This window comes from Veillonella sp. 3310 (assembly GCF_003999875.1).
In the GTDB taxonomy this organism is placed as follows: Bacteria; Bacillota; Negativicutes; order Veillonellales; family Veillonellaceae; genus F0422.
Genome location: NZ_RQVJ01000003.1, coordinates 14,637 through 38,979 on the forward strand (window position 1 = coordinate 14,637; position 24,343 = coordinate 38,979).

Sequence of the window (24,343 nt, forward strand, 5' to 3'; positions counted from 1 at the left end):
GGAATTAGTAAGAAAGGAAATCAACGAATGAAAAGCAAACTAGTTAAAAATACGTGGTGGAAATCTGTGGTATGTGGCATGGCGATGGTTACTTTCACCGGTTTTGTAGGTATGGCGTATACTATAGAGGGAACACCGGTGAGGACTTTCACAAAGGAGTTAGATAGTGTACAAACAGTAGATGCTCAAGGAATAGATGGGGAACACTTCGTATTACAAAAGGAGAATGCTGCACCAGAGAAGAGGGGGCTCTATATTAGCCACCGACCAGCTCATTTTCGGGTGTCTATGTTTGGCACTGTGAAAGATATTCATTGGATTGATAAGGTTGTTCCTACAGATAGCGGACATATAGAGGGATTTTTGCTAGATTTTGACGAGAATACGACTATGATGATCACGAGACGAGATAATACACCAACGCAAGGTGTTTCTCAGGAGAGATGGAATACGACCTGGTATGACCAACCAATCCAAGGGATGACGGATGAGGAGTATATGGCAATTTGGCGACGTGAAGATCCACATTTATCTGAAAAATATACACAGCTTGAAGGGGGCTTGTTGTGGAGAGAAGAGATGACGGCGGCTCGTTGGGACCGATCTGTGCAAATGACAGCAGAAGGTTCGAAAGTACGTTTTACGGTAGACATGATTTTGAAAGACGACCCTACGCATCGGTATGTGATTACTTTCACCTATGATGATATCCAAAAGTATAGTATAGAATCATTGAAACACTTAGTGGATATTCTGGAGTATTTGCCAGATGAAAGTGATGCAGATGCTCAGCAAAACGAAAAACAACAGACTAAGAAGCAGAGAGCCCCTTTACTGGCAGGCGAAGAGTATAACCTACCATCTGCGTTGCTGTCAGACATGTGGATGGAAACGAAGGATGTAACGGATCTTGAAGATTTATACCATCAGGAGTTAAGCCAAAACAAGCCATCGGTGCGCAAAGAGCAGGAATTAAGAATTACAGAAGAAGGGATTACGTCCCAATCCACCTGGGAAGATACGAGTAAGACGAAGGCTACCATCCAACGGTCTGGTCGAATAGGGCTAGAGAAAGAATGAGTTAGCGAAAATAGTTGGTGAAAATTGGCATAGACTAAGGGAGAACATTACTAGGAAGAGAAAAGAGGGAGGAATGATGCAACAATGGGTAAGACATTTTGGAAGGCTTTAGCATGTGGCATAGCGATTGCAACTTTCACAAGCACTGTAAGTCTAGCAAATGATATACAGGTAAAGCCTATGGTTACAGTCATAGACCAGGGAAGAATGAAAAAAGGAGTACCATTTTTTATAGGAGACCACTATTTAAAAAATAGTTTGATAGAAAACAATAAAGAAACAAAAAATATACCACATTATACGTACATCAATAGTCGTGAAGGGCATTTTCGCTTTGCGATTCCTTGGGCAATACAAACGATGGTATGGATTGATACGACCGAACTTAAAGGTAAGGGACATACAGTAGGAGTTCTGTTGCATTTGGATAAAGATGTAAATATGACGGTAACTCGTATAGATAATGTAGCACCGAAAGGAGAATCCCAGGAACAGTGGAATACTACATGGTATGACACACCAATTCAAGGAATGACGGATGCGGACTATATAGAAGTTTTGCGTCGAAAAAGTCCCGAAGTTTTTAAAGAGTTCACAGTAGTAGAAGTGGGGGCATTATCTCGAGATGATATGACAATGGCTCGCTGGGAGCGATTCGAACAGCCTACACCAGATGGACCCTATGTAACGTTTACCTTGGATATGATTATGAAAGCTGATCCTACGCATCGATATTTGATAGAGATTGAATATGATGATATTCATAGATATGATTTGCAGACTTTGTTGCACTTATTAGATAATTTTGTGTATACAGGGGCTGATGAAAGTCGAGATGCATCTGTCTCATTATTTTAGAATGATATTTTAGAAAACCAGCGTATCAGATATGTTCTTGATTTATGAATTTCACCTGTATATAATGTGAGTAGAGCAGTTCGGTCGTATACTTTTGGAATGAGGTGTATAGATATGGGAACGCATTTACAATCGATGGAATCAATGCCAGAGTATGAAGAGTTTTGTATTTGTTTAGGCAGAAAAATTGCTTGGGTTAGACGTTGTCAGGGACTTTCACAAAAAGAGTTATCTAAACGATGTGGTATTAGTCCAAGTTATTTAGCAAAAATTGAAGGTGCTAAAGGTTCCTTAGGGACATCTGTGCAGGTATTGTATTTGATCGCCAAGACTTTGCAGGTTGATGTGGCAACTTTGGTGTGTCATGATGAAATCGATCACCAGCGGGTACGGATGTATAAGATTAAGCAACGAGTCATGGGATATGAATCGAATCAGTTGCACTAACTGGATGGAAACTAGTTTGTGTTCTTAGATATCTAATTGATAATATAATTATTATCAAAAACTATATTGAGAAGTAATAATTGAGAATATAGGCGTCTATAGTTATTTTTTGTATATATAGCTAAATACAAATGATAAATTCTATCAAATAGCGTAATATATAGGTTCAGCGATACAAAAAATGCAACATCAATTGTAAAAATTGGATACAAAAAGTATAGACAAGTATTTGACAAGACAAAAAAAACGTGCAATAATGAGAATGTAAAAAAGGTAAGTACCTTAGTAAATGATAATCATAAAGTTAGCGAATTTCTATTTTTTATGGAGGTGTCTCATGCGCGTTATTGGTGATGCATGCATTAAATGTGGTTCTTGTGCTTCTGTTTGTCCAGTAGGAGCAATTGCTGAAGGCGAAGTTAAATACGAAATCAATGAAACTTGCATTGATTGCGGTTCTTGCGAATCCGTTTGCCCAGTAGCAACAATCACAGCTGAATAATTTAAGCTAATAAAAAACCCCGTAAACATACGTGTTTACGGGGTTTTCTCGTTTTCTATTTACTCTAATTTTAGGCGTTTTCGATTCGGTTGCTCAACCGTTGCTCAACCTTTTTGAGGCTCTCATCATGTTACTCGTTTTGCTTGTGTATGATTCTGTCAAAATCAGAGAATACTTTCTGCGTACGATTAAATTCTTTATACTCAGTAACTGCTTTCTTATCAGCTTGTAGTTTTGATATATGCCCTTTATTAGTGAGCACTTCGTATTCGTTGAAAGATAGGAATTTATCTACGCTTTCAGCAAAGGCTTTCATGGTGAAAGTATGTTTCGAGTTCTTTGAAATAGTTTTGACCGAAGGGAGTTCCGTTCTTTAACATATCGTCATTAAGGGCAAAACCTTTCACAATATATTCACGCAATACCTTGGTAGCCCAAATACGGAATTGTGTAGCTTCTTTTGAGTTTACACGGTAGCCAACAGCGATGATGGCGTCTAGGTTGTAGAAGTTAGTGCTATAGATTTTTCCATCTCTGGCAGTTATTTCCATTTTGGAAATAACTGAATTTTCTGAGAGCTCTTGTTCAGCAAAGATATTTTTTAAATGCTTGTTGATAGCTGGTACTTGGACGGAAAATAACGTCGCCATATCTTTTTGTGTCATCCAAAATATTTCGTCTTTAAATAGAACATTGGTAGAAATATTTTCTTGTCCTGATTGGTAGATGATTACATCTTATAAGAGGGGCAAAGTCAAGAAGAAATGGGATAACATTTATATAGAGGCAGAGATATCTAAAGTATTAGGGGGTAGAGTGATATTGAAAATCTATTAAATCTATGGGATAATAGAGTAAATAAAAAATCGCTGTTGGTCTACTGGCACGATGATAGCATATTGTTATAAAGGTGCGGTTCAAATCAGTATACAGCACTTTTTAGCACTTTAGTTTATAGGGTGCTTTTATATTATAATTCATAAGGAGATACGATGGAACGCATTTTTAAACTACAAAATTTGAATTGTGCCAATTGCGCTAGCGTGATTGAAACAAAATTAAATCAACTAGAATCTGTGTCAGCAGCAACTTTCACGCTTGGCACCCAGCAATTGCGCATTACCTCTAGTATAGAAGATACAGATATGTTACGAGATCAAATCCAAGCGGTGTGCGATGCTACGGAAGATGGCGTAGTAGTGGTACCATTTGTGCGTGCACCTAAAAAAGCACAACAAGTAGAGGATGACCATGAGCATAATTCTAGTTTAACGGGGATTATTATAGGCGCTATCGTGATAGTGGTAGCAGAGTTTACAAATTGGGTGCCAGAGCAATACCTGACCCCATTATTAATTGTAACCTTTATTGTACTAGGTTGGCGCATTGCATGGGCAGCGATTAAAAATGTTATGAAAGGTAAATTATTCGATGAAAACTTCTTGATGTCTGTTGCTACTATTGGTGCGTTAATCATCGGTGAATATGTAGAGGCTGTTTGGGTTATGTTGTTCTTCCAAATGGGTATTTATTTTGAGGAACGTGCTACAGAACGCAGTCGTAATGCGGTTATGGATGCAGTGGATCTTCGTCCAGAAGAAGTGCGTTTAATCGTTTGTGATGGTAGCGTGCAGGTGGTGAATCCAGAAGATGTACAAGTAGGGTCTCATATCGAAATTCGTCCTGGTGATCGTATTCCATTGGATGGTCGTATAGTAGAAGGTACTACGCGTATCGATACAGCAGCGGTAACTGGTGAACCAGTTCCAGTGAGCGCTACCGTAGGTACAGAAGTGATGTCTGGGTGCATCAATGTGGATGGGCGTATTGTCTTAGAAGTAACGCATGAATTAAAAGATTCCATGGTTATGCGCATTCTTGATGCTGTAGAACATGCAGCGGCATCGAAACCAAAGATTGATCGTTTCATTACTCGTTTCTCTCGCGTATATACTCCAATCGTAGTGGCATTGGCGATTATCGTTGCCGTAGTACCTCCTCTATTCACAGGAGAATGGCAATATTGGATTTATACAGCGTTAACATTCTTAGTAGTGTCTTGCCCATGTGCTCTTGTATTGTCTGTGCCTTTGGCATTCTTCTCTGGTATCGGTGCTGGTTCTAAACAAGGTATCTTGTTCAAAGGTGGTAAAGCGATCGAGGCTATGAGTCGTGTGAAAGCGATTGCTTTCGACAAAACTGGTACTATCACAACAGGTACTTTCAACGTACAAACAGTAGAAGTAGCTGGTACTTATACAGATAATGAAGTGTTGCAATATGCAGCGGCTCTAGAAGCTGGTTCTACACACCCGATTGCTATGTCCATTGTAGAAGAAGTACAGCGTAGAGGAGTAGAGTTTAATACGGCTAAGGATGTAAAAGAAATCTCTGGTCATGGTATGGTAGGCATTGTAGAAGGCCATACCGTATTGGTTGGTAATGGTCGTTTATTAGAAACAGAACATGTAACGGTACCAACTATTGAACATGTATATGGTAGTGAAGTATTCGTAGCTATTGATGGTCAATATATAGGTCGTATCGTCATTGCCGATGCTGTGAAAGCAGATTCTAAAGAGGCTATCCGTCGTATGAATGGAAAAGGATATCATACAGTGATGCTCACAGGTGATGTGGCATCCAGTGCGAACCATATTGCCCAAGAAGTAGGTATCCAAGGTGTGCGTGCCGAGTTGTTACCACAAGATAAACTGGAGGTTGTCCAATCTCTTCGTAATGACTATGGCTCTGTCATGTTCGTAGGTGATGGTATCAATGACGCGCCTGTGTTGACAGGTGCTGATGTAGGCGGGGCTATGGGTAGTGGTGCAGATTCTGCCATCGAAGCAGCAGATGTAGTATACATGAACTCTAACCTAGATTCCGTATGGCGTTCCTTAAGTATTGCAGAACGTACCTTGTCCATTGCATGGCAAAATATTTTCTTCGCTATTGCTGTAAAAATTATCGTTATGGTGGCTGGTGTATTTGGCTTTGCAAATATGTGGGTGGCAGTTTTTGCAGATACAGGGGTATCCATTCTTTGCATCTTTAACTCTGTCCGTATTTTCTACAGTAAATAATATACGTCCTCCTACTAGCATGTACGTCCAACTATGTAGCGGGAGGCATTGTGATATCTTCCCCCTTTTTTTGTAGTTATACAAGGTATATATCACTACATAACAACTATACAGCGAAGAGGACTTGGCCATTAGGCTAAGTCCTCTTTGTCGTGTAGGGACATAGTCTACCAACTCATTTTGTCCTATAACCCTGAAAGCCAGCAGAACATAGGGACTGCTGGCTTTTGTGTATAGATCTACTTGTGTTGCTTTAGAAGTAATTTATCGTTTTGTGTCATCCAAAATGTTTCGTCTTTAAATAAAACGTTAGTTGAAATATTTTCTTGTCCTGATTGGTAGATTTGGTTATAAAAACGATTTATTTGCAAGTCTATTAAATCTATAAGATAATAGAATAAATAAAAAATCGCTGTTGGTCTACTGGCACGACGATAACATATTGTTATAAAGATGCGGTTCGAATCCGCATACAGCGCTCTAAGTACTAGGGTGCTTTTTTATTATCGAAATGAGATAAAACTAGGGAGATAAAAAAATAAATGAATATGTAATCATATGTTGACAAAATAGAATTTTGTAGATATAATAAATGTATGAATGAATACTCAAGTACAAAATATATGTAATATATCAATAAAAAGGAGTTACTATGGAACGCATTTTTACATTACAAAATTTGAACTGTGCAAATTGCGCTAGTGTCATTGAAGAAAAATTAATTCAACTAGAATCTGTGTCGGCAGCGACTTTCACAATTGGTACGAAACAATTGCGTATTACATCTACCGTAGAAGATACGGATGTTTTGCAAGAACAAATCCAAGCGGTTTGTGATGCTACGGAGGATGGTGTGGTAGTTGTACCATTTGTACGAGTAGCGAAAAAAGCAAAGCAAGATGACCATGACCATGAGCATAACGCAAGCTTATCTGCCATAATCGTCGGAGCCATCGTGATGGCAGTAGCAGAGCTTACGGATTGGGTACCAGATCAATATATGATACCATTGTTGCTGGTAACCTTTGTTGTATTAGGTTGGCGTATTGTATGGGCTGCTATTAAAAATGGCATGAAAGGCAAATTCTTTGATGAAAACTTCTTGATGTCTATTGCTACCATCGGTGCTTTAATCATTGGTGAATACGCAGAGGCTGTAGGCGTTATGTTGTTCTTCCAAGTAGGGATTTATTTTGAAGAACGTGCTACAGAACGCAGCCGTAATGCCGTAATGGATGCAGTAGATCTTCGTCCAGAAGAAGTACGTTTAATCGTTTGTGACGGCAGTGTGCATGTGGTGAATCCAGAAGATGTACAAGTAGGATCTCATATCGAAATTCGTCCTGGGGACCGTATTCCATTGGATGGTCGTGTAGTAGAAGGGACCACGCGCATCGATACAGCAGCGGTGACAGGGGAACCTGTACCTGTAAGTGCTACAGTAGGTACTGAAGTGATGTCTGGTTGTATCAATGTGGATGGACGCATTGTCTTAGAAGTGACACATGAATTAAAAGATTCCATGGTTATGCGTATTCTAGACGCTGTGGAAAATGCAGCGGCATCGAAACCAAAAATCGACCGATTCATTACTCGTTTCTCTCGCGTATATACGCCAATCGTAGTGGCATTGGCGATTATCGTTGCCATAGTACCTCCTCTATTCACAGGAGAATGGCAATATTGGATTTACACAGCTTTAACATTCTTAGTAGTATCTTGTCCATGCGCCTTAGTATTATCTGTGCCATTGGCATTCTTCTCTGGCATTGGTGCTGGTTCTCGACAAGGTATCTTATTCAAAGGTGGTAAAGCAATCGAGGCTATGAGCCGTGTGAAAGCTATTGCATTTGATAAAACTGGTACCATCACAACTGGTACTTTCAACGTACAAACAGTAGAAGTAGCTAGTGGCTATACAGAAAACGAAGTGTTGGAATATGCAGCAGCCTTAGAAGCCGTATCTACACACCCAATTGCGATGTCTATCGTAGAAGAAGTAAAACGTAGAGGGGTAGAGTTTACTACAGCCAAGGATGTAAAAGAAATTTCCGGTCACGGCATGGTAGGCACCGTAGAAGGTCATACTGTATTAGTCGGCAATGGTCGTTTGTTGGCGAAAGAAAATATTGCAACGCCATTGATTGATTATGTGTATGGTAGTGAAGTATTCGTAGCTGTTGACGGTCAATACGTAGGCCGTATCATCATCGCTGACGCTTTAAAAGCTGATTCTAAGGAAGCCATTCGTCGCATGAACGGCAAAGGATATCAAACAGTGATGCTTACAGGTGATGTGGCAGCTAGTGCGAAGTACATTGCTCAACAAGTAGGTATTCAAGGAGTACGTGCTGAGTTATTACCACAAGATAAATTAGAAGTGGTACAGTCTCTACGTAATGATCATGGTTCTGTCATGTTCGTAGGTGACGGCATCAACGATGCGCCTGTATTAACTGGTGCCGATGTAGGTGGTGCTATGGGTAGTGGTGCAGACTCTGCTATCGAAGCGGCAGACGTAGTGTACATGAACTCTAACCTAGATTCTGTATGGCGTTCTTTGAGCATTGCAGACCGTACATTATCCATTGCATGGCAAAATATTTTCTTTGCCATAGCTGTGAAAATCATCGTTATGGTAGCAGGTGTATTTGGTTTTGCAAATATGTGGGTAGCTATCTTTGCAGATACAGGGGTATCCATTCTTTGTATCTTGAACTCTATCCGTATTTTCTACAGTAAGTAAGACATGCTCTCCTGCTAGCATGTACGCCCTACTATGTAGCAGGAGGATCGTGATATCTTCCCTCCTTGTAGTTATACAAGGCATATCACTCATAACAACTATACACAACAAAGAGGACTTAGCAAGTGAGCTAGGTCCTTTTTGTTGTGTAAAGGTATGTATGTACTCCTATACATTGAGGGAGGGGAAATAGAAATATTGTTAGAAACTTTCATAATAAATCATAAAAAAATTGACGAATTGACGTTGATTGATTAAGATAAAGGGTAGGGTTATTAAGACGTTAAGGAGGTGTCACATGTTAACGGTACACAAACACGTAGAGGGGGAGCTATTTACGGATTCCACTGTACAAGATGCGACAAAAGGTTCATGGATAAATTTGGTGAACCCAGACCCCGATGAGTTGGCTATCGTCAATATGATGACACAGATTCCAACGGATGTACTGAAAGCAGCTTTGGATACGGAAGAACGGTCTCACGTAGAAATTGAAGATGAATACATTTTCGTCGTTATTAACATTCCAGTACTGCGTGGTTCTGATGTATATGATGCAGTACCTTTGGGTGTATTTGTGACAGAAGATTTCTTTATTACCATCTGTTTAGAAGAAGCAGAAGTGCTCTATCCGTTCTTGAGCAATCAAATGCCAACCTTCTATACTTTTAAAAAGACAAGATTTCTGTTCCAAATCATGTATCGCACAGCGGTACTATATTTGCGATACTTACAACAAATCGACCGCCGTACGGATGACATTGAAAAAACATTACGACATACGACACGGAATAAAGATTTGTTCCAATTGTTGGAATTACAAAAATCCATGACCTATTTTACCTCTGCACTGCGTGGTAATGGTACGGTAATGGAACGTATTTTGCGCATTCGTCGTCATGATGATGTACGCTATTTGTTGAAAATCTATGAAGAAGATGAGGATCTATTAGAAGATGTGATCATTGAGAACAAGCAGGCTGTGGAAATGGTTGAAATGTATTCTAATATTTTGATGAATATGATGAATGCCTTTACATCCATTATTTCTAACAATTTAAACTTAGTTATGAAATTATTGGCAGCCATGACAATTATGCTAGCGGTACCAACGGCCATCTTTAGCTTGTGGGGTATCAATGTACCGGTACCATTTGCTGATACGGAATATGGCTTTGAGTATGTGATTGGTATTGGCATAAGCTTTGCAGCGCTGGCAGGCTATTGGCTTTGGAAAAACGATTTCTTTTAATTGCATAGTAAAATGGAACACACCTAAGGGGACTCCCGGGGGTGTGTTTTCTTATGTCACGATTCAGGTTAATTATGAAAGTTTCTTATATCTATCTTTAAAAGTCATGAATATTATACAAAATGAATAAAATTACTATATAGATATTTTTCAATTTGTGTAAAAATAATGATTTAAAATGATATAAATCACAGATAAATAGCTAGAAATGTACACTTTCAAACAAGTATGCATTCCGTGTCTTGCAATATTCACATTAGTCATTTGACTTTTTTGATAAAAGAAATTAACATATTTATGTAATATCTATAATATAGTTGGGCGTAGATATTGACTATGAATACCTTAAATAAGGGAAGAATATTTTGGGGGAGATATTGCTAAAAGTTGTATAGGGTTATGGGCAAGATGGAGCAAGGTTGTCTAAGCTGTAGCCCTTGCTGACTTTGTGTAGCAGATCCACCTCAAAGGTGGCTTTTTTTATGACTTGATGTTTCATAGCGGTAGAGGGTAGGCCCAAAGTCTATTTAGAAGGGATGTGGATGATTGAAAACTATACTGAGTAAGGTGTCACAACTGTTAATCACATTAATTGGGGTTACGTTTTTGACGTTTTGCTTGACCTACATTGCTCCTGGTGATCCAGCTTTGATGGTATTGGAAGCAGGAGACACCATTGTGTCACAGGAAATGATTGATGCTACACGAAAAGAGATGGGCTTGGATCGTCCATTTATGGAACAGTATGTGCGATGGGTATCAGGTGCTGTACAAGGTGATCTAGGAACGTCCTATTCAGGGAAAAAACCAGTGACTGACAAATTATTGGAAGGCTTGGGCGGTACAGCTTTATTAGCAGTGTCAGCATTCTTGTTGAATGTGTTGCTGTCGATTCCATTAGGGATTTATTCGGCGGTAAAAGCCAATAAGCTACCAGACTTTATTATTCGATTCTTCGCATTCATTAATGTGTCCATGCCAAGTTTCTGGTTAGGTATGCTGCTGCTATATATCTTCGGACTGAAATTGCACTGGGTACCGATTGCGACCTCTGTGATTAGCTTCAAAGCACTCATTTTACCGGCTATCACATTGTCACTAGTGATGGCTGCCAAGTTTACACGCCAAGTACGGACGGTGATCATCGAAGAATTGCACCAAGACTACGTGATGGGTGCCAGAGCTCGTGGCATGAGTGAATCTCAAATTTTATGGAAACATGTCTTACCAAATGCCTTATTACCTTTGATTACCATCATGGGTATGGGTATCGGTTGGCTCTTAGCAGGGGCTGCGGTTATCGAAATCGTATTCTCTTGGCCAGGGATGGGTAAAATGGCGGTCTATGCCATTGCTATGCGTGACTATCCACTCATCGAGGGCTTTGTATTGTGGGTAGCCCTCATCTATACAGCTATCAACTTCTTGGTAGACCTGTCCTACTCTATATTAGATCCACGATTGAAAGCGAGGGGATAAGATGAAAGAATTTATTCTGCAACACAAGCGCTTTTCTTTCTACTCCCTTTTAGTGGCTATCGTAGTAGGAATTGCTATATTTGCTCCCTATATCACACCGCATGATGCGTTCAATGCAGATATGTCAAAAGCTTTCTTAAAACCGTCTGCACAGCATTTAATGGGGACAGATAAATTGGGACGTGATACGTTTTCTCGTATTATTTACGGCACACAAACTTCCTTGTTCATGACCATCATCCTTGTTATCTTAACCGCTGTTGTTGGTACAGTAGTAGGGATTTTGTCTGGTTTCTTTGGAGGTAAAGTAGAGCTGGTATTGATGCGCTTTACAGATATTATGTTATCTTTCCCAGGGGTGGTATTGGCCATTGCCATTGCCGGTATCTTGGGTGGTAGTGCCATCAATGCGATCTTGGCTCTCGTTGTGGTGAGCTGGGCTAAGTATGCACGATTGATACGGTCTGCGGTGATTAAACTTCGCCATAATGACTTTATAGCGGCAGCCAGAGTGAATGGAACAAAACAAATGACCATTTTATGGCGCCACATTTTACCGAATGTATTGCCTTTGATTGTCATTACAGGGGCGATGGATATCGGTACTATGATGATGGAAATTGCGGGACTTTCCTTCTTGGGATTTGGTGCACAGCCGCCAACGCCAGAATGGGGCTTAATGCTCAATGAGAACCGTCAATATATTTTATCGTCTCCAGAATTGATGTTATATCCAGGGATGGCCATTTTCATTGTGGTTACCATCTTCAATTTATGGGGAGATTCACTACGGGATATTCTAGATCCACGTAGTACAGATTCACATTAATAGCGTAGTAAGTTTTGTAGAAAGGAACTTAAGATGAAACAAAGTTGGAAAAAATGGCTTCGTAATGCTACATTTGGTGTTATGGCAGTAGCGGCATTAGGCGTGATTGCAGGTTGTAGTAGCGATAATGCAGGCCCAGCTGACAAAAGTGTAGTAAAATTTGGTGTTACAAACTTTGCAGACACATTAGAGCCAACACAAAACTATTTCGGTTGGGTAGTTATGCGTTACGGTATTGGCGAAACATTAGCTAAATTCGACGAAAAAATGAACACGCAACCTTGGTTGGCAGAAAGTTGGTCTGTATCTGCAGATAAATTGACTTGGACTTTCAAAATTAACGACAAAGCGAAATTCTCCAATGGCAATAAAGTGACCGCAGAAGCAGTAAAAGAATCCATTGAGCGTGCCTTCGAGAAAAATAAACGGGCCGCTACATTCTTCAAATACACAGATATCAAAGCAGATGGTCAAAATTTGATTATCACTACTGATAAACCATATCCAAACGTGCCTGGTTTCTTGGCTGACCCATTATTCATCATCGTAGATGTAGCTGCTGAAAAAGCTGGCCGTGACTTCGCTAAAGAAGGCCCTATCGGTACTGGCCCGTACAAAGTGAAATCTTTCACGAAAGAAAAAGCAGTCGTAGAAGCGAATGAAAACTACTGGGATGGAGAAGTTCCTTTTAAAACAGTAGAAATCCCATCTATCGATGACCCGACAACTCGTGCGTTGGCATTGCAAAATGGTGATGTAGACTTCGCTGTTAACATTGGCGCTGGCGACCTTGAGTCCATGCGTAATGACAGCAAATTCAAAGTAGATGAAATCGCATCTTTACGTACTGTATTAGCTCGTATTAACCAAAAAGGTGTATTAGGTGATGAAAAAGTTCGTGCTGCATTCATTAGCGGTACTGACCGTGAATCCTACAACAAAGTATTGTTAAAAGGCACTTTCATTCCAGGTAAAGCACCAATTCCACCAAGCTTGGATTATGGTTTTGATGGCTTGAAAGACCCTAATGCGTATAATCCTGAGCGTTCCAAACAATTATTGGCGGAAGCAGGTTGGAAAGATACTGATGGAGATGGTTACGTAGATAAAGATGGCAAAAACTTAGAAGTACGTTTCGTAGTATACAATAGCCGTCAAGAGCTTCCTATCTATGCAGAAGCTGTACAATCCGACATGAAAAAAATCGGTATCAAAGTAAATATCGAGTCCGTTGACTATAACTTAATCGACAAAATGGGTATCGATGGCGACTATGACTTGTTGATCTCCAACATCGTAACAGCGAACACTGGTGACCCAGAAATCTTCTTAAAATGGTACTGGAAAACTAACTTAAACGGTGAAAACCCTCAAAATGGTTCTGGTTACAGCAACCCTAAATATGATGCCATCATGGATCAATTGGCAGTTGAATTCGACAAATCTAAACGTCAAAGCTTAATTATCGAAGCACAACAAATCTTATTGAATGATGGTGCTGCATTGTTCTTAGGTTACCCTAAAACAAATATCGTTAATAACACTTGGTTAACAAATGTAGTAATGTACCCAACAGACTACTACTGGTTGACTAAAGACGTAAAACCAGCAAAATAATCCTTTGCAGATGTCCGCAACAATCGGGAGGCACTTGGCCTCCCCTTGTTGTATATATGAAGATAGTAACTTTCAGTGCAGTAGTTACAAAATAGGCAGAAAGGATAGTTATGTTACTTAGTATTAAAAATTTAGCTGTTACCTACGGCAACAATCCAAACCCTACTATTGCAGGGGTTAACTTGGATTTGGCAGAAGGGGAGATTGTCTCCATCGTAGGGGAATCTGGTAGCGGTAAGACTACCGTTATCCGTGCCCTTTTGGGAGTGCTGCCTAATACAGGTCGCGTATCGGAAGGAAGCATTACCTTCGATGGAAAGGATTTGCTAGCATTTTCTACAAAAGATTGGTTGGATTTACGGGGGAATCATATTGCTATGATCTTCCAAGATAGTGGTAACATGATGAACCCTATTCAAACCATAGGTAAGCAATTTGTAGAATTTATTCAGTTGCATAGTACTATGTCGAAACAAGAGGCAGAGGCGAAGGCTATCGAAATGTTGGCACTTACAAATTTGCCACACCCAGAGGCGATTATGAAGTCCTATCCATTTGAACTCAGTGGTGGTATGCGCCAACGTGTAGGCATTGCCATGGCGATTACATTCTCTCCGAAATTATTATTGGGGGATGAACCTACATCGGCTCTAGACGTAACGACGCAAGCACAAATTGTAGAAGAATTATTACGTATCAATCGTGAAAAGAAAACATCTATGATTATCGTAACGCACAATATCGGGGTCGCAGCGCATATGTCTGACAAAATTGTAGTCATGAAACAAGGGGCTGTGGTGGAATATGGTCCAGCAGAAGAAGTGATTCGCAATCCACAAGCGGACTATACGAAGCAATTACTCGATGCAGTGCCGGAAATCGGAGGAAAACGCTATGTCTGATATTATTATGCAAATTCAAGATATTGTGAAAGAATTTCCTCTCGGTGACGGTTCTACCTTGCGTGCTTGTAATGGCATTTCCATTGATGTAGAGCGAGGAGAAACCTTAGCCATCGTAGGGGAGTCTGGTTGTGGTAAATCCACCTTGGTGAAAACCATCATGAACATGCATGAACCTACATCTGGATCTGTTATCTTCCGTGGGAAAGATATTACGAAATTGAAAGGTGAAGAAAAGCGCCAAAATTATCGTCATATTCAAATGGTATTCCAAGATCCTACGGCGGCTTTCAATCCGAAGATGAAAGTGCGAGATATCATTTGTGAACCGTTACGCAATTTCGGATTGATTAACAAAGCTGATGTGGATGCAAAAGCTCGTGAACTTTTACAAATGGTTGATTTACCTGAAGATTTTGCTGGCCGCTATCCAAATAACATGAGTGGTGGTCAACGTCAGCGTGTGGCTATCGCAAGAGCCTTGGCGTTGGAGCCGGAAATCATTGTTTGTGATGAAGCGACGAGTGCTCTGGACGTATCTGTGCAAGATACGATTATTGAGTTATTAGTGCGTCTGCAAAAAGAAAAAGGCATTACCTACTTATTTATCTGCCACGACTTGGCATTAGTCCATTTATTCTGCCATAAAGTTGTGGTCATGTATAAAGGGGAAGTAGTGGAACGTCTGAACGGAGATGCCTTAGCAGAAGCTCAGCATCCGTATACGAAACAATTATTGAGTGCTGTCTATAACTTAGATCGCTAATCGGTTTGTAGTTGTATTTTTCAATAGCTGAATACATTGTTTTGCAACGTAACACAAATTGTATGAATAAGATATATTTGTGTTATATGAACAAACTTTGATACAATGTTTGTATCAAATGGTGTATGAAAATGTTTCAAGGGGAGCACCTCAGGGGGCTCCTCTTTTTTGTGAGGGTAAGATGGAAGAACGATTGACCTACAAAGACTATTTAAAAGTGACAATTCCATTTATGATTTCTACGGTGACCCAGCCTTTATTGGGGGCTGTGAATACTGCGATTATGGGACATATGGATAATGCTATGTACATCGCTGCCGTAGCACTAGGGGTTATCTTATTCAACAATATGTATTGGCTTTTTGGATTTTTGCGGGTGGCAACGACGGTATTTTCCGCACAAGCTTTGGGGGCACAATCGAAGGAAAGTACATCCTTAAGTTTCTTCCGACCTCTCATCATTGCCTTACTGATTAGCGCAGCCTTTATCGTGGGATACCCTTGGATATTTGATTACTATGCAAGCTTTATGCATCCCGATCCAGAGGTGATTGCTTTGATGGCGGACTATACAGATATTTTAATCTGGGGCGCGCCTTTCGTATTGGTCAATTACGTCACCTTAGGGTGGCTCATGGGGCAGATGATGATTCGTGCTACTATGATTATGCAAATCTCCATGAACTTGCTGAATATTGCTTTGTCCTTCCTCTTTGTGTTTGGCTTTGATTTTGGTGTAAAAGGTGTGGCTTGGGCCTCTCTGATTTCTCAAATCTATGCGTCCTTAGTCGGACTAGGGGCTATGTACTTAGTGCGTGAGCGATTAGATCTAACACAACAGATATGGGCTACGTTGAAACAGGTGAAACCATTTCTATCCATTATGAAAGTCAACACGGACCTTATGCTTCGGACCTTGTGCTTGCTGACTATTAATAATTTGTTTGCCAAAGCAGGCAGCGCTATGGGCAGTGATGTATTAGCGACGAATGCGGTGATTTTGGAGATTATTTTCATTATGGCATACTTCACAGATGGACAGGCTAACGGAGTCAGTGTATTTACAGGAAAAGCATTTGGCAAACGAGACTTGGTGCTTTGGAAAGATACTTTGAAAATTTCTTTAGTCTGCTTAGCTGTATTTGTCGTGATAGTAGAAGTTGTACTAGGTCTATTCCGAAATGATTTAATTATGGTTATGACTTCGGTACCAGCGATTTATACGATGGCTATGGAATACTCTCATTATTTGCTCTTCTATCCTATTTGTGCAGCCGTAGGCTTACTCCTCTACGGTATGTATAATGGCATTGGTCAAACCGCATCTATTCGAAACATGATGTTCATTGCAGTGGTCTTCTTTGTAGGCATGCAAGAATTGCTCATCCCTCCATTCGGTAATGATGGCGTGTGGATGACCTATGTGCTTACGTACCTATTAGAATCCATCATCTTAGTGTTGTTCCTGCCATTGGCAAAGAAACGGTTTTCCTTAGCGGTCTAATATGTTTCTAATGAAAATTGCTGTTTTACAAAATAGCGTAATCGATAGTAGATTGAGATTTTACATTCTAGGCGGCACACAATATGCCATAAAGAATATCTTAATGATATTTAAAAACATATACAGTTGATGTTACTATAAAAAGGCGCTACCGATGAGCGAGTATGCTCAAGGTAGCGCCTTATTGTATCTGTACAATTATCAGTGTTGATGTTCCAAAATCAATGGTTCTGTAATGTGGTAAAAGTATCGTGACATATCTTCGATGGAGTATTGACGATCATTTTCTAACCACCACAGTACCATTTCTACAAAAGATCCGGCAATGTGATTAGAAATAAAATCGTGAGGGATATTATTGTGAGGACAAGTTTGATTGTTTAAGAAATGGCTTTGGATAAGTTCTTTCAAACTGTTTTTAAAGTGTCGAAGAAAAAGTTCGTTACTTTCACAGGAAAGAAGACCTAAAATATTATTGTCGTTATCCTCTAAATGCTGCAAGATGTGAAGGAAGATGGCTTCCTTGATGTGACTGTTTTTATATAAGCCATGAGCATGGGAAAAGTCCGAGGCAGTATCGATAATGTGCGAGAACAATTCTTGACATAGAGCCTCTAATAAATCCTCTTTTGTTTCAAAATGAGCGTAAAATGTGCTGCGACCGATGAGAGCCTCATCGATAATATCTTGCACAATGATAGAGTTATAATTTTTATGTTCTAAGAGCCTTACAAAGGCGTCGAAAATCGCTTTTCTAGTTTTCACTTGTCGTTTGTCCATAGGTCCTCCTTACTGTTATGAATCAGACAAAATGAGATATTTGTTCAATATTGGATACTTTTCTATATATGTTTCGTAAATAACAAAATAGAAAAAGTGATTCTTGTAAAATCTCTCAATTTCACTATACTAATAGTATATCATAAGTTACAAAGTGTTTCATATCTTTGTATACGTGGATATATTATAGAATGGTACATTGAAAGATTCCATTGTTAGTTTGTATACCTATGGAATCTATCAATTGTATATAGATTAGAAATAAGAGAGGATGTGTTCTTATGTTAGAACGAATTGATGCAATGTTAAGCAGTACTGCTACGACAATTATTACAGGAGCTATGTTTTTAGCTATTGTGTTACACACTACATTTGATGTACCTAGCTGGGTTCATACATCATGGATTACAGTATTGCAATACCAAGCAGGTTTATAGTATAAAAAAGCTGACGTATTGTAGAGGGAATGATAGATTGCACTGTTTTAGTTGTAACATGAATTTCCTTGTGGTATACTAGTCTTATAATTGAATAAATTCGATATAACACATCGATTGTAGGAAAGGAGTATACCATGAAAGAAATTTTAGGTTTCCATTTACACCATTGTCCATATTGCGCTAACGCGTTCCGTGCTATTGAAGAGTTGCAAGTAGAAAACCCTGCTTTCAAAGATATCAAAATTAACTGGGTAGAAGATCAAGATGCTGTGGAATTGTTCAAAACACATCCATACGAATACTATCCAAACTTATGGTTTGGTTTGGATAAACAATATGAAGCACAACCAGGTGAAAGCTACGAGCAAACAAAAGCTTTAATCAAAGCTGTGTTCGAGAAAGCGATTCAATAATCGATTTTACTTTCATTGAAAATACTATATAATAAGAGCAGATGCTATGGATGCATCTGCTTTTTTCTTGAGATAGTCGCAGATTTTTTAGTTTGCCTGAGGAGGATATATGTTAAATTTTGTGGCCTTAGATTTTGAAACGGCTAATGAAAGTAAGAATAGTGCTATTTCCTTAGCGGTAGTAACCGTGGAAGATGGTCGAATTACGAAACGTGGCTATAGCTTAATCAAGCCCCCAGTGATGCAGTTTAACCAAGAGTTTATCGGTATCCATGGTATCCAACCAGAAGAAGTTTTGAATAAACCTACCTTTGACCAATTGTGGCCTGCCATATACAATAATCATTTAAAAGGGAAACTATTGGTGGCTCATAATGCAAAATTTGATATCGATGTGTTGCGAGCCACACTGGACCACTACAATATTGAATGGCCTGATTTGGAATATACTTGTACCGTTCGTATTACCCGAAAAGTATGGCCTGATTTGGTGAACCATAAGTTGAATACCTTAGGTGGATTCTTAGGTATCAAATTTAACCATCACAACGCGCTGGACGACTCTGAAGTATGCGCTAAAGTAGCCATAGCAGCAGCCAAAGAAAAAGGCGTAGACTCCATGCGAGGCTTGTTACATGTAATTAATATGAAAACAGATTCTTTCATCACCGACGAACGACGAGCCCAAATGGAAGTCAAACAAAGTGGCACACAAGATACATTCTTCTAGTGAGCCATAATATCTACTAGGGCTTTTATAGGTAAGGCGGATTTTATGTAGCTTTTAATAGATACCTGTGTTTAATAGATCTATACATGAGTAAGAGTACTCCACATAGTTATTACATTTAGTCATACTAGCAACAGTGTAACTTCTCCTCTCTGAATAAGCCCCCATATGATTTACTCATAATTTGTCCGTATTACAGAAGTTCAAATATATATTGATATGACAAAATAAAGAAAAAACAATGCCATATTCCCCTGAACGAACATTCAGAATGCAGTGAGAGAAGGGGGATGTGGCATTGTTTTGTATCATAGGGTATCAAAAAAGTGGAAAAACATGAAAAAAGATTAAATTATGAGTAAATCATATAACTTATTATTTAATTAAGTATTGAAAAAAATCTTAAAATATGAAAGAATAGAACTATATAAAAAATTATCTTTATTTATTAACATGATATAGCTATAGATTGGAGGTATTCCATGTCGGAATTACGATGGAATCCTTTATTGCGGACTTGGACAATGGTCGCTTCAAACCGTAAAGCACGCCCAACGATGCCAAAGGATTGGTGCCCATTCTGCCCAGGTATTAACAAAAAAGTCCCAGCAGATTATGATGTGTTGAAATACGATAATGATTTTCCAGCCTTAACGCAAACGCCAGAGGCTCCTTATGAGGATGGTAATGACTTTTATAAAAGCCAAGAAAACTATGGAAAATGTGAAGTTATCTTATATTCTCCAGAGCATACTGCTAAATTTTACGAATTATCGGAAGAACATATTGTTAAATTGCTAAACCTTATTAAAGAGCGTCATAGCGAATTAGCAAAGGATGAAAAAATCAAATACATCTATCCTTTTGAAAATAAAGGCGAAGCGGTAGGTGTAACGATGCCACATCCACATGGTCAATTGTATGGCTACTCCTTTGTACCACAAAAATTACAAGTAGAGTTAGACAGTGCGAAAGACCATCATCATGAACATGGTGAATGCTTATTCTGTAAAATGAATCAAGTGGAGAAAGAAAAAGATGCCCGTATTGTGGGAGAAAATGACTCTTTCTTAGCTTATATTCCATTCTTCACAGATTATCCATATGGTGTATTTGTAGTGCCGAAGCGCCATATGAACTACATTACAGATTGCACGGAACAAGAAACCAAAGATTTAGCGCATATGTTAAAAATATTAACAGAAGCCTTTGATCGTTTATTTAATATGCCATTCCCATATATGATGGTATATCATCAAAATCCTGTAAATAGCCCTGAATATGCAGGACATGAAGAATATTATCACTTTAATATTCAATTCTATCCTCCGTTCAGAGAGGCCAATAAAATTAAATACTATGCATCCTCTGAAATGGGGGCATGGGCAGCAGCGAATACGAGTGCCGTAGAAGAAACAGCGCCGGAATTACGCAAACTATATAGTGAGGTTGAACAAGAACATGAATAAAGAAGAATTACAACAGCGTTTTCTGTCCTTCTTTGGTGAAGGCGCAGGAGATGTGCATTGTTATTTTGCTCCAGGTCGTGTCAATGTGATTGGCGAGCATCAGGACTACAATGGTGGTCATGTGTTCCCAGCAGCATTGAAAGTGGGCATTTACGGAGCCATTCGTTTACGTGAAGATAGCAAGGTACGTTTACATTCCGATAATATGGAAAAAACCGTGGTGGTCGATGTAAATGAACCTTTCCAATATAATGTTGAGCACGATTGGGCTAATTATCCCTTAGGTGTGATTCAATTCTTAAAAGATAAGGGTCACAAAGTGCCAGGTATGGACATTTATTTTAATGGTAATTTACCAGCTGGCGCAGGGTTGTCCTCTTCTGCTTGTATGCTAGATTTAACTGGGTATATGTTGCTTTCAGAATTGGGTTTAACCCCAATTGACCGCACGGAACTGGCAAAAATGGCGATGCATGTAGAATACCACTTCGTAGGTGTAAAAGTAGGCATCATGGATATGTATGCTATTGCACATGGTAAAGAAGGCCATGGTGTATTGTTAGATTGTACAAAAATGGAACGCAAATTAGTTCCATTAAACTGGCATGGATATACATTGGTTATCATGAATACGAATAAACAAAGAGGTCTTGTGGATTCTAAATTTAATGAGCGTAAAGGACAATGTGATGCGGCTCATGAGATTATCCGTAAACACAAAGATGTATCGGGTTTATCATTGGCGACATTGGATGATCTAGGATATATTTCAGATGATGTCTTACTACGCCGAGCTCGTCACGTTATCACTGAAAATTTACGTGTATTAGATTTTATGAAAGCTTTGGAAGCTGCTGATTTAACAGGCATTGCACATTGCTTGAATGAATCCCATAGATCTTTACAGGTTGATTTTGAAGTAACAGGTAAAGAATTAGATACGATTGTTGATTTAGCGCGATCTCAAGAAGGCTGTATTGCATCCCGTATGACAGGTGCAGGTTTTGGTGGTTGTGCCATTGCCCTTGTAAAAGATGAGAATGTTGATGCTTTTATGAGAGCTATTCCGGAAGAGTACGAAAAACAAATAGGTGTTACCCCTAGTCTATATATCGCAGAAATCGGTGATGGGGTGTATTCGCTGTAAAGGAGATAGAATCATGATAAAGCCACAAATAAGCAATGATGAAATTATTTTGAATTACATCAGGCGTCATGGCCCCGTATCAAAGGCATTGATTGCAAGACAAACAAAAATAACGCCTCCCACAGTGACTAATATTTGTACGAGTTTAATTCGTAAAGGATTGGTCTACGAAGATCGTCAAGAACGGTCTGCATTGGGACGCCCATCAATGTTATTAGACTTTAATCATGATATTGAAACCTATCTTATCGTTCATGTAAGAACACATGCCATTGTGTTTTATGTGGCTACGGTAGGACGGCAAATCCTACATCAAGAGGAAACATCGATTATTGGTTGCAGTGCTGATGAAATTATGCAGCATATGTACCGAGGCATACAGGATATCTTTAAACAAGAGTATAAGATAAAAAGTATAGGGCTTATTTTACGGGGCCCTGTAGATTCTGGAAAAGGAATTTCCATTTATTCTCCAAATGGGAAGTGGAATAATATTCCTTTTAAATATATCTTAGAAGAACGATTCCATGTGCCTGTTTCTGTAGAAAATGATGTTCGTTGTTTATCGACGGGTGAATATTATTATGGTAGTGGTAAGGAAATGGATAATCTCATAGTCCTTAAATTCAGTTATGGACTGGGTATATCCTTGATTTATCACGGTGAACTCTATCGCGGATTCAACGATAGTGCCGGTGAAATTGGATATGGTGTGATTCGACTGGATGAAGCGGGCAACGAAGTGCGCTTGGAAGATATCGCATCAGAAACATCGATTCATACGTATGTATTAGAACAAATGGAAAAAGGCCGATATACATCGGTACAAGATAATCCATTGGTTGTGAGCAAAGCATTTCGGGTAGAGCCTATTTATGAGGCCGCAGTAGAAGGTGATGAAGTGTGTTTAGAGGCGCTTTCACGAGTAGGTCACTATTTAGGAATTGCCTTAGCCAATATAGCTAACTTATTTAATCCAGAGCGGATTATTTTAAGTAGTGCTATGGGGAATGCAGTGGGTGTGATGGATCCGATTCTTCGAGGCGTATTAGAACGCAATTCATACAAAGCACATACGATTAATCTAGAATATTCCGGCAATGGTTCCTATTATACATTGCTAGGGATGATTGATATTGTCAGTGCGAAACGAGCTGAAGAAGCTTGGTTACGGTAGGTACCACGACTAGAAAGACTAGTCTTATAGGTATATAGGATATCTAAAAGGAGGATATTATTATGAAACGATCTTGGAAAGCAGCGTTGCTTGCATCAGCAGCAGTAGGTGCACTTGTGTTAGGTGGTTGCGGAAGCGATCAAGGAGCAAGCGGTGACAAACCTCAAATTGGGGTTGCTATTTACAAATTTGATGACACTTTCATGAGTGGCGTGCGTGCAGAAATTGACAAAGCCGCTAAAGACAAAGCGAAAGTGGATATCGTAGATAGCCAAAACTCTCAACCAACACAAAATGAAAAGATTGACTTATTCATCAATAAAAAGTACAAAGCAATCGGCGTTAACGTAGTAGACCGTACAGCAGCAGGCGTTATCATTGATAAAGCAAAAGCAGCGAACATTCCATTGGTATTCTTGAACCGTGAACCATTAAAAGAAGATATGGCAAAATGGGATAAAGTATACTATGTAGGTGCAAAAGCTGAACAAAGTGGTGAAATGCAAGGTAAAATCTTGGCAGATTACTTCAAAAAACATCCTGAAGCATACCATAGCAATGATGGTGTAATCCACTATGTTATGATCACTGGTGAACCAGGTCACCAAGATGCTGTACTTCGTACACAATACTCTGTAGAATCCCTTAAAAAAGAAGGTATGAAAGTAGAAGAGTTAGCTAGCGATACAGGTATGTGGGACCGCGTTAAAGGTCAAGAAAAAATGGCAGCGTTCTTGAGCCGTTACGGCGACAAAATCGATGCTGTTATCTGTAACAATGACGACATGGCATTAGGTGCTATCGAAGCGTTGAAAGCAGCAGGCTACTTCACAAATGGTAAATACATTCCAGTAGTAGGCGTTGACGCTACAACTCCAGCAGTACAAGCGTTGAAAGACGGCACATTATTGGGTACAGTATTGAACAATGCAAAAAAACAAGGTCAAGCAGTATTTAATCTTTCCTACGTGCTAGCGAAAGGCGAAACACCTAACAAAGATAATGTAGGCTTTGACATTGTAGATGGTAAATATATTTGGGTACCTTACGAAATCGTAACAAAAGAAAATGCGGATAAGATTTTAGGTGACAAATAATAGAATGCAGTAAGGGGGCATT

Annotated in this window: 23 protein-coding genes; 20 read left to right on the plus strand and 3 right to left on the minus strand. The window is 39.3% G+C overall.

What is annotated here, in order from left to right; translation table 11 throughout:
* The first annotated feature begins 27 nt into the window (after nucleotides 1-27).
* The 4 genes from EO127_RS05070 (at nucleotide 28) to EO127_RS05085 (ending at nucleotide 2,887) form a co-directional block, all read left to right on the plus strand.
* Complete coding sequence (locus EO127_RS05070; RefSeq protein ID WP_127448275.1) at nucleotides 28-1,080, plus strand: hypothetical protein; 1,053 nt, start codon at nucleotides 28-30, stop codon at nucleotides 1,078-1,080.
* 84 nt (nucleotides 1,081-1,164) lie between these two features.
* Nucleotides 1,165-1,938: a hypothetical protein gene (locus tag EO127_RS05075; protein ID WP_127448276.1), complete on the plus strand. Its 774-nt coding sequence runs from the start codon at nucleotides 1,165-1,167 to the stop codon at nucleotides 1,936-1,938.
* A gap of 114 nt (nucleotides 1,939-2,052) precedes the next feature.
* The gene (locus EO127_RS05080; RefSeq protein WP_062401468.1) at nucleotides 2,053-2,385 is read left to right on the plus strand and encodes a helix-turn-helix domain-containing protein; all 333 of its coding nucleotides are present in this window, start codon (nucleotides 2,053-2,055) and stop codon (nucleotides 2,383-2,385) included.
* A 337-nt stretch (nucleotides 2,386-2,722) separates the two neighbouring features.
* Nucleotides 2,723-2,887 carry a 4Fe-4S binding protein gene (locus tag EO127_RS05085; protein WP_127068391.1) on the plus strand — a complete coding sequence of 55 codons (165 nt, stop codon included), beginning with the start codon at nucleotides 2,723-2,725 and terminating at the stop codon, nucleotides 2,885-2,887.
* 130 nt (nucleotides 2,888-3,017) lie between these two features.
* Here the strand turns inward: EO127_RS05085 and rhuM are convergent, their stop codons facing one another.
* Entirely contained in the window at nucleotides 3,018-3,203 is a 186-nt protein-coding gene (gene rhuM, locus EO127_RS05090) for a RhuM family protein (protein WP_127448277.1), read from the minus strand.
* Nucleotides 3,187-3,552, minus strand: a complete 366-nt coding sequence (locus tag EO127_RS05095) for a virulence RhuM family protein (RefSeq protein ID WP_127448278.1) — start codon at nucleotides 3,550-3,552, stop codon at nucleotides 3,187-3,189. The genes rhuM and EO127_RS05095 overlap by 17 nt, the downstream gene beginning before the upstream one ends.
* A gap of 327 nt (nucleotides 3,553-3,879) precedes the next feature.
* Here EO127_RS05095 and EO127_RS05100 point away from each other — a divergent pair, with 327 nt between their 5' ends.
* From EO127_RS05100 to EO127_RS05140, 9 genes are all read left to right on the plus strand, one after another.
* Entirely contained in the window at nucleotides 3,880-5,973 is a 2,094-nt protein-coding gene (locus tag EO127_RS05100; RefSeq protein WP_127448279.1) for a heavy metal translocating P-type ATPase, read from the plus strand.
* 652 nt (nucleotides 5,974-6,625) lie between these two features.
* On the plus strand, nucleotides 6,626-8,719 hold the full coding sequence (locus EO127_RS05105; RefSeq protein WP_127448280.1) for a heavy metal translocating P-type ATPase: 2,094 nt from the start codon (nucleotides 6,626-6,628) through the stop codon (nucleotides 8,717-8,719).
* Between the two features lie 298 nt (nucleotides 8,720-9,017).
* Nucleotides 9,018-9,971: a magnesium transporter CorA family protein gene (locus tag EO127_RS05110; protein ID WP_127010992.1), complete on the plus strand. Its 954-nt coding sequence runs from the start codon at nucleotides 9,018-9,020 to the stop codon at nucleotides 9,969-9,971.
* Nucleotides 9,972-10,517: 546 nt separating this feature from the next.
* Entirely contained in the window at nucleotides 10,518-11,450 is a 933-nt protein-coding gene (nikB, locus tag EO127_RS05115; RefSeq protein ID WP_127448281.1) for a nickel ABC transporter permease, read from the plus strand.
* 1 nt (nucleotide 11,451) lies between these two features.
* Nucleotides 11,452-12,279, plus strand: coding sequence for a nickel transporter permease (gene nikC, locus EO127_RS05120; RefSeq protein ID WP_127068386.1), 828 nt, complete (start codon nucleotides 11,452-11,454; stop codon nucleotides 12,277-12,279).
* A gap of 33 nt (nucleotides 12,280-12,312) precedes the next feature.
* Nucleotides 12,313-13,896 carry an ABC transporter substrate-binding protein gene (locus EO127_RS05125; RefSeq protein WP_127448282.1) on the plus strand — a complete coding sequence of 528 codons (1,584 nt, stop codon included), beginning with the start codon at nucleotides 12,313-12,315 and terminating at the stop codon, nucleotides 13,894-13,896.
* Between the two features lie 110 nt (nucleotides 13,897-14,006).
* The gene (locus tag EO127_RS05130) at nucleotides 14,007-14,798 is read left to right on the plus strand and encodes an ABC transporter ATP-binding protein (RefSeq protein ID WP_127448283.1); all 792 of its coding nucleotides are present in this window, start codon (nucleotides 14,007-14,009) and stop codon (nucleotides 14,796-14,798) included.
* On the plus strand, nucleotides 14,791-15,564 hold the full coding sequence (locus EO127_RS05135) for an ABC transporter ATP-binding protein (protein WP_127448284.1): 774 nt from the start codon (nucleotides 14,791-14,793) through the stop codon (nucleotides 15,562-15,564). The genes EO127_RS05130 and EO127_RS05135 overlap by 8 nt, the downstream gene beginning before the upstream one ends.
* Nucleotides 15,565-15,745: 181 nt before the next feature.
* Nucleotides 15,746-17,068 (plus strand): MATE family efflux transporter, encoded by a 1,323-nt coding sequence (locus EO127_RS05140; protein WP_127448285.1) that lies wholly within the window; start codon nucleotides 15,746-15,748, stop codon nucleotides 17,066-17,068.
* A 201-nt stretch (nucleotides 17,069-17,269) separates the two neighbouring features.
* Here EO127_RS05140 and EO127_RS05145 read toward each other — a convergent pair whose 3' ends face one another.
* On the minus strand, nucleotides 17,270-17,848 hold the full coding sequence (locus EO127_RS05145) for a TetR/AcrR family transcriptional regulator (protein WP_127448286.1): 579 nt from the start codon (nucleotides 17,846-17,848) through the stop codon (nucleotides 17,270-17,272).
* Nucleotides 17,849-18,129: 281 nt separating this feature from the next.
* Here EO127_RS05145 and EO127_RS08725 point away from each other — a divergent pair, with 281 nt between their 5' ends.
* The 7 genes from EO127_RS08725 to EO127_RS05175 all read left to right on the plus strand — a co-directional run bounded on the left by EO127_RS08725 (nucleotide 18,130) and on the right by EO127_RS05175 (nucleotide 24,321).
* Nucleotides 18,130-18,285, plus strand: a complete 156-nt coding sequence (locus tag EO127_RS08725; RefSeq protein ID WP_156439333.1) for a hypothetical protein — start codon at nucleotides 18,130-18,132, stop codon at nucleotides 18,283-18,285.
* A 137-nt stretch (nucleotides 18,286-18,422) separates the two neighbouring features.
* Nucleotides 18,423-18,701 (plus strand): glutaredoxin, encoded by a 279-nt coding sequence (locus EO127_RS05150; protein ID WP_127448287.1) that lies wholly within the window; start codon nucleotides 18,423-18,425, stop codon nucleotides 18,699-18,701.
* A 109-nt stretch (nucleotides 18,702-18,810) separates the two neighbouring features.
* Entirely contained in the window at nucleotides 18,811-19,431 is a 621-nt protein-coding gene (locus tag EO127_RS05155; protein ID WP_126940502.1) for a 3'-5' exonuclease, read from the plus strand.
* A 482-nt stretch (nucleotides 19,432-19,913) separates the two neighbouring features.
* A complete protein-coding gene (gene galT / locus EO127_RS05160; RefSeq protein ID WP_127448288.1) occupies nucleotides 19,914-20,900 on the plus strand; it encodes a galactose-1-phosphate uridylyltransferase in 987 nt (328 codons plus the stop codon).
* Entirely contained in the window at nucleotides 20,893-22,047 is a 1,155-nt protein-coding gene (locus EO127_RS05165; RefSeq protein WP_127448289.1) for a galactokinase, read from the plus strand. The genes galT and EO127_RS05165 overlap by 8 nt, the downstream gene beginning before the upstream one ends.
* Nucleotides 22,048-22,060: 13 nt before the next feature.
* Nucleotides 22,061-23,224, plus strand: a complete 1,164-nt coding sequence (locus tag EO127_RS05170; protein ID WP_240646016.1) for an ROK family transcriptional regulator — start codon at nucleotides 22,061-22,063, stop codon at nucleotides 23,222-23,224.
* Between the two features lie 62 nt (nucleotides 23,225-23,286).
* On the plus strand, nucleotides 23,287-24,321 hold the full coding sequence (locus EO127_RS05175) for a galactose ABC transporter substrate-binding protein (protein ID WP_127448291.1): 1,035 nt from the start codon (nucleotides 23,287-23,289) through the stop codon (nucleotides 24,319-24,321).
* The last annotated feature ends 22 nt before the right edge of the window (nucleotides 24,322-24,343 follow it).